Genomic DNA, 13,251 nt, shown 5'->3' with positions numbered 1-13,251 from the left:
AGTGCCTCCAATTGGCCCAATGGTCGACCCCGAGTGCACTCTCCTGAGCCAAATGGGGGATGGTAGAGACAGTCAGGGCACCTCGAAGAAGAGGCACTACGTCGGTGAGGGATGACGTGAGCGACAACTCTGTAGTACTGCGGTACGCGGACGGTGAATACACCTACCCGGTGGTCGAGAGCACCGTCGGTGACAAGGGCTTCGACATCGGGAAACTCCGAGCCCAGACCGGTCTGGTCACCCTGGACAGCGGATACGGCAACACCGCCGCCTACAAATCCGCGATCACCTACCTCGACGGTGAGCAGGGCATTCTGCGGTACCGCGGCTACCCCATCGAGCAGCTGGCCGAGCGCTCCTCCTTCCTCGAGGTGGCGTACCTGCTGATCAACGGCGAGCTGCCCAAGGTCGACGAGCTGTCGACCTTCAAGAACGAGATCACGCAGCACACGCTGGTCCACGAGGACGTCAAGAACTTCTTCCGCGGCTTCCCGCGGGACGCCCACCCGATGGCGATGCTGTCCTCGGTGGTCTCCGCGCTGTCCACCTTCTACCAGGACAGCCACAACCCGTTCGACGAGGAGCAGCGCCACCTCTCCACGATCCGGCTGCTCGCCAAGCTGCCGACGATCGCGGCGTACGCGTACAAGAAGTCGATCGGCCACCCGTTCGTCTACCCGCGCAACGACCTCGGGTACGTCGAGAACTTCCTGCGCATGACCTTCTCGGTCCCGGCGCAGGAGTACGAGCTCGACCCGGTCGTCGTCTCGGCGCTGGACAAGCTGCTCATCCTGCACGCGGACCACGAGCAGAACTGTTCGACCTCCACCGTGCGCCTGGTCGGCTCCTCGCAGGCGAACATGTTCGCCTCGATCTCCGCCGGCATCTCGGCCCTCTGGGGTCCGCTGCACGGCGGCGCCAACCAGTCGGTCCTGGAGATGCTGGAGGGCATCAAGGCCAACGGCGGCGACGTCGACTCCTTCATCCGCAAGGTGAAGAACAAGGAGGACGGCGTCCGCCTGATGGGCTTCGGCCACCGGGTGTACAAGTCCTTCGACCCCCGCGCCAAGATCATCAAGGCGGCGGCGCACGACGTCCTCTCGGCGCTCGGCAAGTCCGACGAGCTCCTGGACATCGCGCTCAAGCTGGAGGAGCACGCGCTCTCCGACGACTACTTCGTCTCGCGCAACCTCTACCCGAACGTGGACTTCTACACGGGTCTGATCTACCGCGCCATGGGCTTCCCGACCGAGATGTTCACCGTGCTCTTCGCGCTCGGCCGCCTTCCCGGCTGGATCGCCCAGTGGCACGAGATGATCAAGGAGCCGGGTTCCCGCATCGGCCGCCCGCGCCAGATCTACACGGGCGAGGTCCTGCGCGACTTCGTCCCGGTCGAGGCCCGCTAGCCCTTCGCGGCGGCGCACCGGACACCGGAAAGCGAGAAGCGCCCCGCTCCCCGATCCCCCCACGGGTCGGCGAGCGGGGCGCTTCCCATATCCCCCGGTGCGGATTCCCCCCACGGGATCCGGGCCGGGCGTCTGCCGGCGTCAGCCGGTGGCTGCGCGGATCGGGCGCGACGCGGTCTGCCGGGGTACGTACGGGAGGGCCGCTCAAAGCTCCCCGGTGCACGTGCCCCGGCCAACGCTTGCCTGGGACGTCCCCCAAGACATCCCATGAACGTCCCCCAAGACGTTCTCGGCATCGCCCACTTAGACCCACGAACAGCCCAGATGGTTACCCCACAATATCTGTGATCTAGGTCTCGGTGTGAAGGTCCTGTGCATCACGTGTAGGTGAACTCATGCGAACCGTCGGAGTCGCAGGCTGTTGGACACGACGAACACGGACGAAAAGGCCATCGCGAGCCCCGCGATCATCGGATTGAGCAGTCCGGCCGCCGCGAGCGGCAGCGCGGCCACGTTGTAGCCGAAGGCCCAGCCGAGGTTCCCCCTGATCGTGGCCAGGGTCCGCCGGGAGAGCCGGACGGCGTCCGCCGCGACCCGCAGGTCGCCCCGGACCAGGGTCAGGTCGCCCGCCTCGATGGCCGCGTCCGTGCCCGTCCCCATCGCCAGGCCCAGGTCGGCGGTGGCGAGCGCGGCGGCGTCGTTCACGCCGTCCCCGACCATGGCGACCGTCCGCCCCTCGTCCTGGAGCCGCCGGATCACCTCCGCCTTCCCCTCGGGCAGCACCTCGGCGATCACCTCGTCGATGCCCACCTCGTCCGCCACGGCCTCCGCCGCCGCCCGGTGGTCCCCGGTGAGCAGCACCGGCCGCAGCCCCAGGGCGCGCAGCCGGGCGACCGCCTCGGCGCTGGTGTCCTTGACGGTGTCGGCGACGGTCAGGGTGCCCCGGGCCACCCCGTCCCAGGCGACGTGGACCGCGCCGGGCTCGGAGGCCGCGGGCACCTCGATCCCCTCCGCCGCGAGCAGGGCGGCGCGCCCGACGACGACGAGCCGGCCGTCGACCGAGCCGCGCACCCCGAGCCCGGGGACGTTCTCGAAGGTCTTCGGCACCGGCAGCGGGCCGCACCGCTCGGCGGCGGCCTCCGCGACCGCGCGGGCCACCGGGTGCTCGGAGGAGTGCTCCAGGGCGCCCGCGAGCCGCAGCAGCCCGTCCTCGTCGGCACCCTCGGTGCCGTACGTCCCGCCGTACACCCGGACCCCGGCCAGGCGCATGCGGCCGGTGGTGACCGTGCCGGTCTTGTCGAGGACGACCGTGTCGATCCGGCGGGTGGACTCCAGGACCTCCGGGCCCTTGATCAGGATGCCGAGCTGGGCGCCCCGGCCGGTGCCGACCAGGAGCGCGGTCGGGGTCGCGAGGCCCAGGGCGCACGGGCAGGCGATGATCAGGACGGCGACGGCGGCCGTGAACGCGGCCGTCGGGTCGTCCGTCGCCAGGAGCCACCCGACGAGGGTGCCGAGCGCGATCAGCAGGACGACCGGCACGAAGACGGCCGAGACCCGGTCGGCGAGCCGCTGGACGGCGGCCTTGCCGCTCTGCGCCTCCTCCACGAGCCTCGCCATCCGGGCCAGCCGGGTGTCGGCGCCGACCCGGGTCGCCTCGACGACCAGCCGGCCCGAGACGTTGACGCAGCCGCCCGTCACGGCCGAGCCGGGGACGGCGTCGAGCGGCAGCGACTCGCCGGTGAGCAGCGAGGCGTCGACCGCCGACGCGCCCTCGGTCACGGTGCCGTCGGTGGCGATCTTCTCCCCGGGGCGCACGACGAAGAGGTCGCCGGCCCGCAGCCCGGCGACCGGGATCCGCACCTCCGCGCCGCCCCTGAGGACGGCCACGTCCTTGGCCCCGAGGTCCATCAGGGCCCGCAGCGCGGCGCCCGCCTTCCGTTTGGCGCGGGCCTCCAGGTACCGCCCGAGGAGGATGAAGGCGACGACCCCGGCCGCGACCTCCAGATAGATCGCGGAGGAGGCGTCGGAGCGGTCCGCGGTGAGGTCGAAGCCGTGCCGCATGCCGGTCATGCCCGCGTCGCCGAGGAAGAGCGCCCAGAGGGACCAGCCGAAGGCGGCGAGGGTGCCGACCGAGACGAGGGTGTCCATGGTGGCGGCGCCGTGCCGGAGGTTGGTCCAGGCGGCCCGGTGGAAGGGCAGCCCGCCCCAGACGACGACGGGGGCGGCGAGGGTGAGCGAGAGCCACTGCCAGTGGTCGAACTGGAGCGAGGGGACCATGGCGAGCAGGACCACGGGCGCGGAGAGGACGGCGGAGACCGTCAGTCGCTGCCGGAGGGAGACGAGCTCGGGGTCCTCCGGGGCCTCCCGTACGGGATCGGGCCCGGGGTCCGGCGGCGGGGGCTCCTCGGCGGTGTAGCCGGTCTTCACGACGGTGGCGACCAGCTCGCCGACCGGGAGGTCCGACGGGTGCTCGACCCGTGCCTTCGCGGTGGCGTAGTTGACCGTCGCGGTCACCCCGTCCATCCGGTTGAGCTTCCTCTCGACGCGGGCGGCGCAGGAGGCGCAGGTCATGCCACCGATCGTCAGCTCGGTGATCGTGGACGTCATCAGCGGTTCCAAACGGGAGCGGGGCCGTACCCGGTAACGGTACGACCCCGCGGGGCGCCGGCGGTCCGGCGGTCGGGCCGGCCGGTGGCCGGCCTGCGGTCAGACCAGCTCGTAGCCGGCCTCGTCGACGGCGGCGCGCACGGCCTCGCGGTCGAGCGGGGCGTCGGAGACGACGGTGACCTCGCCGGTCTTGGCGACGGCCGTGGCGGAGGTGACGCCGGGGAGACCGGAGATCTCGCCGGAGACGGCGCCCTCGCAGTGCCCGCAGGTCATGCCCTTGACCTGGTAGACGGTGGTGAGTTCGTTCTTCGTCTCTGCGGCCATGGCGTTCTCCTCGTGGGGTTCGGAGCCGTACGGGATCGAGCTTATACCCCTAGGGGGTATGAATTCCACTCGCGCCGGACCGTGTCGCCCCGGGCTCCGCCGCGTCGGGCCGCTCCTCGACCAGGGGTGAGAGGTAGCGCAGCAGGAGCGTCTTCAGCTCGGCGACCGTGGCGTCCCGCTCGGGCCCCTCGGGCGCGGCGAGGACGAGGCTCAGGCCCCCCTTGAAGGCGGCGAAGGCCATCCCCGCGATCCGGCTCCGCTCGGCGGCGGACAGCGCGGGCGCGTAGTGGCCGATCACCCCCTCCACCCGGGTGAGCAGGGTCGCGTGCAACTCGTCGTGCTCCTCGGCGATCCGGCCGGGGACCTCGGAGCCGTGCATCAGGGCGAGGAAGGCCGGGTTGGCGCAGTTGAACTCGATCAGCGGGTCCATGACCGCGTCCAGGAGCTCGGGCAGCGGCAGGGCGAGGTTCTCCGCCGTGAACGCCTGGCCGTGCGCCTCCCGCATGTCGTGCAGCAGGCGGCCGCCCAGCTCGATCGCGATGGCCTCCTTGTTCGGGAAGTACTGGTAGAGCGTGCCGGGCGAGACGTGCGCCTCGCGGGCGATCGCGTTGGTGCTGGTCGCCGTGTAGCCGTTCGCGCAGAAGACGTCCGCGGCGGCCTGGAGCAACTGCGCGATGCGGCGCTCGCCCCGCGCCTGGCGGCGGCGCGGCTTCGGTTCTTCGGACATGGCTGTCCCCAGCTCTCCTCGACCCGTTTGACAAATGCGAGAGGTCGCTCGCATTCTTGAGAAACGCGAGTGATCGCTCGTGTTTGCCAGTTTATGGCAATGGGGGACCCGTGCGTCCTGCCGGGAAGCGTGAGCGCACGGGTCAGGTGAAGGGGACACCGCGTCATGGCCGAAGTCAAGAAAACCGCACCCGGCGGGTCCGGTGGCGGGGGAGAAACCACAGGTGGAGGCGGGTCCGGAGGTGGCTCCGGGGGCGGGATCCGGAGCGGCGGGGCGGCCGGGCCCCGGGGCGGGGGCTGGACGCGGTTCGTGACCGCGCGGCCCCGGCTCACCCTGCTCGTGGCCCTCGTGCTCACCGCCCTCGCCGTCCTGGCCGGCGGCGGGGTCGCGGACCGCATGGGCAGCGGCGGCTGGGAGGACCCGGCCGCCGAGTCCACGTACGCGTCCGAGGCCCTGGAGCGGCACTTCCCCGGCTCCCGGCCGAACCTGCTCCTTCTCGTCGACTCCGGCACGGCCGGGACCGACGCGCCGGCCGTCGCCGCCGAGGCCCGGCGGCTCGCCGAGCGGCTCGACGCCGAGCCGGGCGTCGAGGGCGTCGGTTCCTACTGGTCCACCGGCTCGCCCGCGCTGCGCTCCGAGGACGGCCGCAAGGCCGTGATCGCCGCCCGGATCACCGGCGAGGAGAAGGAGGCCGCGGAGCTCCTGGACCGGATCGCCCCCGCCTACCGGGGCGTCCACGGCCCCGTCGAGGTCTCGCTCGGCGGCGAGCTCGCCGTCCGCCACGAGATGCAGACGCTCATCGAGGAGGACCTGCTGCGGGCCGAGCTCATCGCCCTGCCCCTCACCCTCGTCCTGCTCGTCATGGTCTTCGGCAGCGCCGTCGCCGCCCTGCTGCCCCTCGGCGTCGGCATCGTCGCCATCCTCGGCACCAACGCGATCCTGCGCGGCCTCACCGAGTTCACCGACGTCTCCGTCTTCGCGCAGAACCTGACCACCGCGCTCGGCCTCGGACTCGCCATCGACTACGCCCTGTTCGTCGTCCGCCGCTACCGCGAGGAGCTCGCCGCCGGCGCCGACCCCCGCACCGCCGTCCGCACCACCCTGCGCACGGCCGGGCGGACCGTGCTCTTCTCCGCCCTGACCGTCGCCGTCTCGCTCGCCGCGATGCTGGTCTTCCCGCAGTACTTCCTGCGCTCCTTCGCGTACGCCGGGATCGCGGTCGTCCTCCTCGCCGCCACCGCCGCGCTCACCCTGCTCCCGGCGGCCCTCGTGCTGCTCGGCCACCGGGTCGACGCCCTCGACCTGCGGCGCCTGGTCCGGCGCGGCCGGGAGCCCCGGAAGGACGCCGCCGGCGCGGGCTGGGCGCGCGCCGCCGGCCTGGTGATGCGCAGGGCGCCCGTCTTCGCCGTCCTCACCACCGCCGGGCTCGTCCTCCTCGGACTGCCCTTCCTCGGCGTGAAGTTCGGTACGGCCGACGACCGCCAGCTCCCCGTCACCGCCTCCTCCCGGATCGTCCAGGACGAGCTGCGGAACGGCTTCCCCGGCGACCCCGGCGGCGGGATCACCGTCCTCGCCGAGGGCCCGGCCACCCCCGCCCAGTACGCGGCCTTCCGCGAGCGCATCGAGGTCATCGACGGCGTCGGCCGGGCCGACGGGCCGGTCACCGCCGGCAGCGGCGACTCCGCCCGCGCCTACTTCACCGTCGTGCCCGACGGCGAGGCCGTCGGCGCCGGGGCCCAGCGGGTCGTCGGAGAGCTGCGGGCCGCCGAAGCGCCCTTCGACACCTCCGTCACCGGCCCGGCCGCCGTCCTGGCCGACTCCAAGGACGCCATAGCCGAGCGGCTGCCCTGGGCGGCGGGCGCCATCGTCCTCGTCACCCTGCTCCTGGTCTTCCTGCTCACCGGAAGCGTCGTCATCCCCGTCCAGGCCGTCGCCCTCAACGCCCTGAGCCTCACGGCCATGTTCGGCGCCGTCGTCTGGGTCTTCCAGGACGGACACCTCGCCGGGTTCCTCGGCTTCACCCCCACCGGCGACATCGAGACCACCCTGCCCGTGCTCATGTTCTGCGTGGCCTTCGGACTCTCCATGGACTACGGGGTGTTCCTGCTCTCCCGGATCAAGGAGGAGTACGACGCCACCGGCGACCACGAGCACTCCGTCCGCTTCGGCCTGAGCCGCACCGGCGGCCTGATCACCGCCGCCGCCGTCATCCTCGCCGTCGTCATGGTCGCCATCGGCACCGCCCGCGTCACCAACACCAAGATGCTCGGCCTCGGGGTCGCCCTCGCCGTCCTCATGGACGCGATGGTGGTCCGCAGCCTCCTCGTCCCCTCCGTGATGAAGCTGACCGGCCGTTTCACCTGGTGGGCACCGGGGCCGCTGCGCCGCTTCCACGACCGCTTCGGCCTCAGCGAGTCGGACGCCCCGGCCGGCCCCGCCGCCGCGGAGGAGACCGCCGACGGCAGGGACAAGGAGTACAGCGCCGCCCGCTGATCCCGTCACGCGCCCGCTGATCCCGTCACGCACCCGCTGAATCCGTCACGCGCACGGCCGGTCCCGTCACGCACCCGCCGGTCCCGTCACGACAGGACGCCGGGCCCCGGAGGGGGATCCGGGACCCGGCGTCGGGCGTGGGCGGGGGACGGGGTCAGTCGCGGCGGCTCCGGTTGCCGGGGCGGCTCGCGACCCAGGCGCGGATCGTGTCCGCGTACCAGAGGGGCTTGCCCGACTCGACGTGGTCGGGCGGCGGGAGCAGTCCGTGCTTCCGGTAGGAGCGGACGGTGTCCGGCTGCACCCGGATGTGCGCCGCGATGTCCTTGTACGACCAGAGCCTCTTGTCCGTCATGCCTGGTACCTCCCTGCGCACCGCGCAGCGGCGGCGGGGGTGCCGTTCGGGGGCGCTGCGGGTGGGCGTCGGCGATCACTGAGCCTGTGCCCCCTGCAACGACCCCTTCAGACAGGAGGGGAACGGCTGTCACGCGCCTGTGACGGGAAGCCCGCGTAACGGAGAAAAGCGTGACGAAGAAGGGACGTACGTGACGGAAGCGACGCATCGGACCGCCGGTGTGTCCGCGTGCGCCGCCCCGGACCGGTGCGGTAGGCGGGCGGTACGGGCCCGGTCACACCCCGCAGGAGCGGAGGAAGCGCCGGGTGCGCAGGGCGATCGGGTACGGGACCTCGGGATCGCACGGGTACATGTCCTGCTCGACGATGGCGAAGAGGTCCACGTCCAGGGCGCGGGCGGCGGCGAGCACCGGCTCCAGGGCGGGCACCCCGGACGGCGGTTCGCACATCACGCCCCGCGCCACCGCCGGGCCGAACGGCGTCCCCGCGGCCACCACCTCCGCCAGGACCGCCGGGTCGACCTGCTTCAGGTGGAGGTAGCCGATCCGCTCGCCGTAGGTCTCGATCAGCTCGACGCTGTCCCCGCCGGCGTACGCGTAGTGCCCGGTGTCCAGGCAGAGCGAGACCGCCTCCGGGTCGGTGGCGTCCAGGAAGCGCGTCACGCTCTCCTCGCCGTCCAGGTGCGTGTCCGCGTGCGGGTGCACGACGATCCGCAGCCCGTACCGCTCGCGCACCTCCCGGCCCAGCCGCTCCGTGAGCCGGGTCAGGTCCCGCCACTGAGCGGCGGTCAGGACCGGATCCTCCAGGACCTCGCCGGTCCGGTCGTCCCGCCAGAACGACGGGATGACGACCAGGTGGCGCGCCCCCATCGCCTGCGCCAGGGCCGCGTTCTCGGCGACGTGCGCCCAGGTCCGGTCCCAGACGTCCGGGCCGTGGTGCAGTCCGGTGAAGACCGTCGCCGCCGAGACCCGCAGACCGCGCCGGGCGGTCTCCTCCGCGAGCACCGCCGGATCGGTGGGCAGATAGCCGTACGGGCCGAGCTCGATCCACTCGTACCCGGCGCCCGCCACCTCGTCGAGGAAGCGCTGCCACGGCACCTGCCGGGGATCGTCGGGGAACCACACGCCCCACGAGTCCGGGGCGGACCCGACCCGGATCCTGGACGGCACGGCGGGCGCCGAAGACCGGGAGGGCGCCGAGGACGGGGACGGCGTGGAAGGCCGGGACGACGGCTGCGGGGACGGCTTCGTCATGACAGCCACCCTGACCGGGGCCGGGGACACCGTCAAGCGCGCCGGTGGTCCGTATGTCCGGACATGTCGTTGACACCCTCCGGGTAGGGGATTAGACCTGGGGACGGGGCCGAGGACGGAAGGAGGCGCGTGGATACGGAGCCGTACGACCTGATCACCATGGGGCGCCTCGGCGTGGACCTCTATCCGCTCCAGACCGGCGTCGGGCTCGACCGGGTCGAGAGCTTCGGCAAGTTCCTCGGCGGCTCCCCGGCCAACGTGGCCGTCGCCGCCGCCCGGCTCGGCCTGCGCACCGCGCTCGTCTCCCGCACCGGCGCCGACCCCTTCGGCACCTTCCTGCACCGGGAGCTCAAGGCCTTCGGCGTGGACGACCGCTGGGTGACGGAGGCCGCCGCGTACCCCACGCCCGTCACCTTCTGCGAGGTCTTCCCGCCCGACGACTTCCCGCTCTACTTCTACCGGCTGCCCAAGGCCCCCGACCTGGAGATCCACCCGCACGAGCTGGACCTCGGAGCGATCCGCGCCGCCCGGGTCTTCTGGGCCACCGGCACCGGCCTGTGCGCCGAGCCGAGCCGCACCGCGACCCTGGAGGCGCTGCGGGCCAGGTCCGGCGCCGGAGACGGGGACGGGGGCGGGGGCGCCGGAGGGACCACCGTGTTCGACCTGGACTGGCGGCCGATGTTCTGGACGGACCCGGCCGAGGCCCGCCCGTACTACGCCGAGGCCCTGCGCCACGCCACCGTCGCCGTCGGCAACCTCGACGAGTGCGAGGTCGCGACGGGGGAGCGGGACCCGGAGGCCGCCGCCCGCGCCCTGCTCGCCTCCGACGGCGGCACCGTCCGGCTCGCCGTCGTCAAACAGGGCCCGAAGGGCGTCCTCGCGCTCGCCGCCGACGGCACCCGCGCCGAGGTGCCGCCGCTGCCGGTGGAGGTCGTCAACGGCCTGGGCGCGGGCGACGCGTTCGGCGGGGCGCTCGTCCACGGCCTCCTCGCCGGCCCGGACCTCGAAGAGGCCCTGCGCCGGGCCAACGCCGCCGGTTCGATCGTCGCGGGCCGGCTCGCCTGCTCCTCCGCCATGCCGGACCCGGCGGAGATCGCGGAGGCCCTGGCCAGGGGGACGGGGACGATCGGCACGGGCGCGGGGGGAACGGGAACGACCGGCGCGGGCGCGGGCGGCACGGGCGCGGGCGGAACGGGTGCGACCGGTACGCGAACACCTCCGGAAAAGGGGTAGGGATGTCCGCCATGAGCCCCAGCCCCGAGCCCCCCGACGCCCACCCCGACGCCCGCCGCGCCGCCCGCCCCGCCTCCCTCCACCTTCCCGCCGGGACCGCCGCCCGGGGCCCGTACGCGGTCGACGTCGACCCCGAGCGGGCCGGATGGACGTACTCCGCGCTCCGCGTGCTCACCCTCGGGCCGGGGGAGCTCCACTCCTTCGCGAGCGGGGATTCCGAATGGACCGTGCTTCCCCTCGCCGGTGCCTGTAGCGTGCGCGTCGACGGTGGGATCTTCGAACTCCGGGGCCGCGCGAGCGTGTTCGACGGAGTGACCGATTTCGCCTATGTACCGCGCGACGCCCACGCCCAGATCGCCTCCGGCGCGGGGGGCCGCTTCGCTTTGGCAGGAGCGAAGTGCGAGCGACGACTCCCCGCCCGCTACGGCCCCGCGCCGGAGGTTCCCGTCGAGACCCGGGGCAGCGGCGACCGCGCCCGCGAGGTGCGGAACTTCGCCTCCGCCGGCGCCTTCGGCTGCGACCGGCTCATCGCCGTCGAGGTCGTCACGCCCGGCGGCCACTGGTCCTCCTACCCGCCGCACAAGCACGACGAGCACCGCCCCGGCGCCGAATCCGTCCTGGAGGAGATCTACTACTACGAGGTCGAGGGTCCGCACGGCCTCGCCTACCAGCGGATCTCGCCCTCCCGGCCCGGCGGCGCCGACCTGCTCGCCGAGGTCCGCGACGGCGACGCCGTCCTCGTCCCCGACGGCTGGCACGGCCCCTCGATCGCCCAGCCGGGCCACGACCTCTACTACCTCAACGTCATGGCGGGCCCCGGGCCCGAACGGGAGTGGAGGATCAGCTTCCACCCGGAGCACACGGAGGGGTACGCATGAGCGGCGTCCGGCCGGCCCCGCAGCACACGGGGAGGCACGCATGAGCGGTGCACGCCCGACCCCCGAGCGCACGCGGAGGCGCGCATGAGCACCGTCCGGCTCACCACCGCCCAGGCCCTCGTCCGCTTCCTCGCCACCCAGTACACCGAGCGCGACGCCGAGCGCCGCCGCCTGATCGCCGCCACCTGGGGGATCTTCGGCCACGGGAACGTCGCCGGGATCGGCCAGGCGCTCGTGGAGAGCGCCGCGCGGCCCGGGGACCCCGCCGCCATGCCCTTCCACCAGGGCCGCAACGAGCAGGCCATGGTGCACGCCGCCGTCGGCTACGCCCGGCAGTCGAACCGGCTCTCCGCGCACGCCGTCACCACCTCCATCGGCCCCGGCGCCACCAACCTCGTCACCGGCGCCGCCCTCGCCACGATCGACCACCTCCCCGTCCTGCTCCTCCCCGGCGACACCTTCGCGACCCGCCCCGCCGACCCCGTCCTCCAGCAGCTCCAACTCCCGTACGCGGGGGACGTGTCCGTCAACGACTGCCTGCGGCCCGTCTCGGCGTACTTCGACCGGGTCGTCCGCCCCGAGGCCCTGGTCCCGGCCGCCCTCGAAGCCGTGCGGGTCCTCGCCGACCCGGCCGCCACCGGCGCCGTGACCCTCGCCCTGCCCCAGGACGTGCAGGCGGAGGCGTACGACTGGCCCGAGGAGTTCTTCGCCGAGCGGACCTGGCGCGTCCGCCGCCCCCGCCCCGACCGGGACGAACTCGACGCGGCCGTACGGGCCGTGCGGTCCGCCGAACGGCCCCTGGTCGTCGCGGGCGGCGGGGTGCGGTACAGCGGCGCCGAGGAGGCCCTGCGGACCTTCGCCGAGCGGACCGGGCTGCCCGTCGCCACCACCCAGGCCGGCAAGGGCGTCCTGCCGTACGACCACCCCTGCGACGTCGGCGGCGTCGGCCACACCGGTACGGAGACCGCCGACGCCCTGGCCCGCACCGCCGACCTCGTCATCGGCGTCGGCACCCGGTACACCGACTTCACCACCGCCTCCGGGACCCTCTTCCCCGGGGGCGCCCGCTTCCTCAACCTCAACGTCACCGGCTTCGACGCCCACAAGCAGGCCGCGCTGCCGCTCGTCGCCGACGCCCGCGAGGGCCTGACCGCCCTCACCGGGGCGCTCGGCGGCCACCGGTCGCGGGACCCGGAGGAGTGGGCGGCCTCCAAGCGCGACTGGCGGCAGCGGGTCGACGCCGCGTACGCCGTCCCCGACGAGGCCGCCCGCCCCACCCAGACCCAGGTCCTCGGCGCACTCGACACCCTGGTCGACGCGAGCGACATCCTGATCAACGCCGCCGGATCGCTCCCCGGCGACCTCCACAAGCTGTGGCGGCCCCGCTCCGCCGACCAGTACCACGTCGAGTACGGCTACTCCTGCATGGGATACGAGATCCCCGCCGCGATCGGCGTCCTCCTCGCCGCCCCCGGCCGGCCCGTCTGGGCGCTCGTCGGCGACGGGACGTACCTGATGAATCCCACCGAGATCGTCACCGCCGTGCAGGAGCGCCTGCCGCTCAGGCTGGTCGTCCTCCAGAACCACGGGTACGCCTCGATCGGCGGCCTCTCGGAGGCCGTCGGCGCCGAGCGGTACGGCACCGACTACCGGTACCGGGACGCGGACGGCGGATTCACCGGACCGCCGCTCCCCGTCGACCTCGGCGCCAACGCCGCCTCCCTCGGCATGCGGGTGCTGCGCCCCCGCACCGTCCGTGACCTGCGGGAAGCCCTCGCGGAGGCACGGACGGCGACCGTTCCCACATGTGTCTACGTCGAGACCGAAACGCCCGACACAGTGTCGGGCCCGCCCCCGGCCGCGGCGTGGTGGGATGTGCCCGTGGCCGAGACCTCGACCCGCCCGTCGGCGGTCAAGGCCCGGGAGGAGTACGACCGGCACGTCACCGCCCGACGCCGCCATCTCTGAAGGAGCATTTC

10 protein-coding genes are annotated in these 13,251 nt (G+C 73.4%); 5 read left to right on the top strand and 5 right to left on the bottom strand.

Annotated features, from left to right (window positions below; all coding sequences use genetic code 11):
• Positions 1 to 116 precede the first annotated feature (116 nt).
• On the top strand, positions 117 to 1,406 hold the full coding sequence (locus tag ACWGSR_RS13560) for a citrate synthase (protein WP_376236226.1): 1,290 nt from the start codon (positions 117 to 119) through the stop codon (positions 1,404 to 1,406).
• A gap of 393 nt (positions 1,407 to 1,799) precedes the next feature.
• On the opposite strand, the gene ACWGSR_RS13555 is transcribed toward ACWGSR_RS13560, so the two are convergent.
• From ACWGSR_RS13555 to ACWGSR_RS13545, 3 genes are all read right to left on the bottom strand, one after another.
• Complete coding sequence (locus ACWGSR_RS13555) at positions 1,800 to 4,013, bottom strand: heavy metal translocating P-type ATPase (protein ID WP_453566254.1); 2,214 nt, start codon at positions 4,011 to 4,013, stop codon at positions 1,800 to 1,802.
• Between the two features lie 99 nt (positions 4,014 to 4,112).
• Positions 4,113 to 4,337: a heavy-metal-associated domain-containing protein gene (locus ACWGSR_RS13550; protein ID WP_453566251.1), complete on the bottom strand. Its 225-nt coding sequence runs from the start codon at positions 4,335 to 4,337 to the stop codon at positions 4,113 to 4,115.
• Positions 4,338 to 4,386: 49 nt separating this feature from the next.
• A complete protein-coding gene (locus tag ACWGSR_RS13545) occupies positions 4,387 to 5,064 on the bottom strand; it encodes a TetR/AcrR family transcriptional regulator (RefSeq protein ID WP_376236232.1) in 678 nt (225 codons plus the stop codon).
• Between the two features lie 165 nt (positions 5,065 to 5,229).
• Here ACWGSR_RS13545 and ACWGSR_RS13540 point away from each other — a divergent pair, with 165 nt between their 5' ends.
• Positions 5,230 to 7,557 carry an MMPL family transporter gene (locus tag ACWGSR_RS13540; protein WP_453566248.1) on the top strand — a complete coding sequence of 776 codons (2,328 nt, stop codon included), beginning with the start codon at positions 5,230 to 5,232 and terminating at the stop codon, positions 7,555 to 7,557.
• Between the two features lie 154 nt (positions 7,558 to 7,711).
• On the opposite strand, the gene ACWGSR_RS13535 is transcribed toward ACWGSR_RS13540, so the two are convergent.
• Both ACWGSR_RS13535 and ACWGSR_RS13530 read right to left on the bottom strand, forming a co-directional pair.
• A complete protein-coding gene (locus ACWGSR_RS13535) occupies positions 7,712 to 7,909 on the bottom strand; it encodes a helix-turn-helix transcriptional regulator (RefSeq protein ID WP_376236237.1) in 198 nt (65 codons plus the stop codon).
• 274 nt (positions 7,910 to 8,183) lie between these two features.
• Positions 8,184 to 9,161 (bottom strand): sugar phosphate isomerase/epimerase family protein, encoded by a 978-nt coding sequence (locus tag ACWGSR_RS13530; protein ID WP_453566246.1) that lies wholly within the window; start codon positions 9,159 to 9,161, stop codon positions 8,184 to 8,186.
• A gap of 159 nt (positions 9,162 to 9,320) precedes the next feature.
• Between ACWGSR_RS13530 and iolC the strand changes: the two genes are divergently transcribed.
• The 3 genes from iolC (at position 9,321) to iolD (ending at position 13,240) form a co-directional block, all read left to right on the top strand.
• A complete protein-coding gene (gene iolC, locus ACWGSR_RS13525; protein ID WP_453566525.1) occupies positions 9,321 to 10,394 on the top strand; it encodes a 5-dehydro-2-deoxygluconokinase in 1,074 nt (357 codons plus the stop codon).
• Between the two features lie 11 nt (positions 10,395 to 10,405).
• Positions 10,406 to 11,272 (top strand): 5-deoxy-glucuronate isomerase, encoded by an 867-nt coding sequence (gene iolB, locus ACWGSR_RS13520; protein WP_453566244.1) that lies wholly within the window; start codon positions 10,406 to 10,408, stop codon positions 11,270 to 11,272.
• An 84-nt stretch (positions 11,273 to 11,356) separates the two neighbouring features.
• Positions 11,357 to 13,240, top strand: a complete 1,884-nt coding sequence (gene iolD, locus ACWGSR_RS13515) for a 3D-(3,5/4)-trihydroxycyclohexane-1,2-dione acylhydrolase (decyclizing) (RefSeq protein WP_453566242.1) — start codon at positions 11,357 to 11,359, stop codon at positions 13,238 to 13,240.
• Positions 13,241 to 13,251 lie beyond the last annotated feature (11 nt).

The sequence above is a fragment of the Streptomyces sp. NPDC055632 genome, from assembly GCF_053618675.1.
The sequence above is the reverse complement of the archived record's forward strand: the minus strand, read 5'-3'. Positions and strand labels throughout refer to the sequence as shown.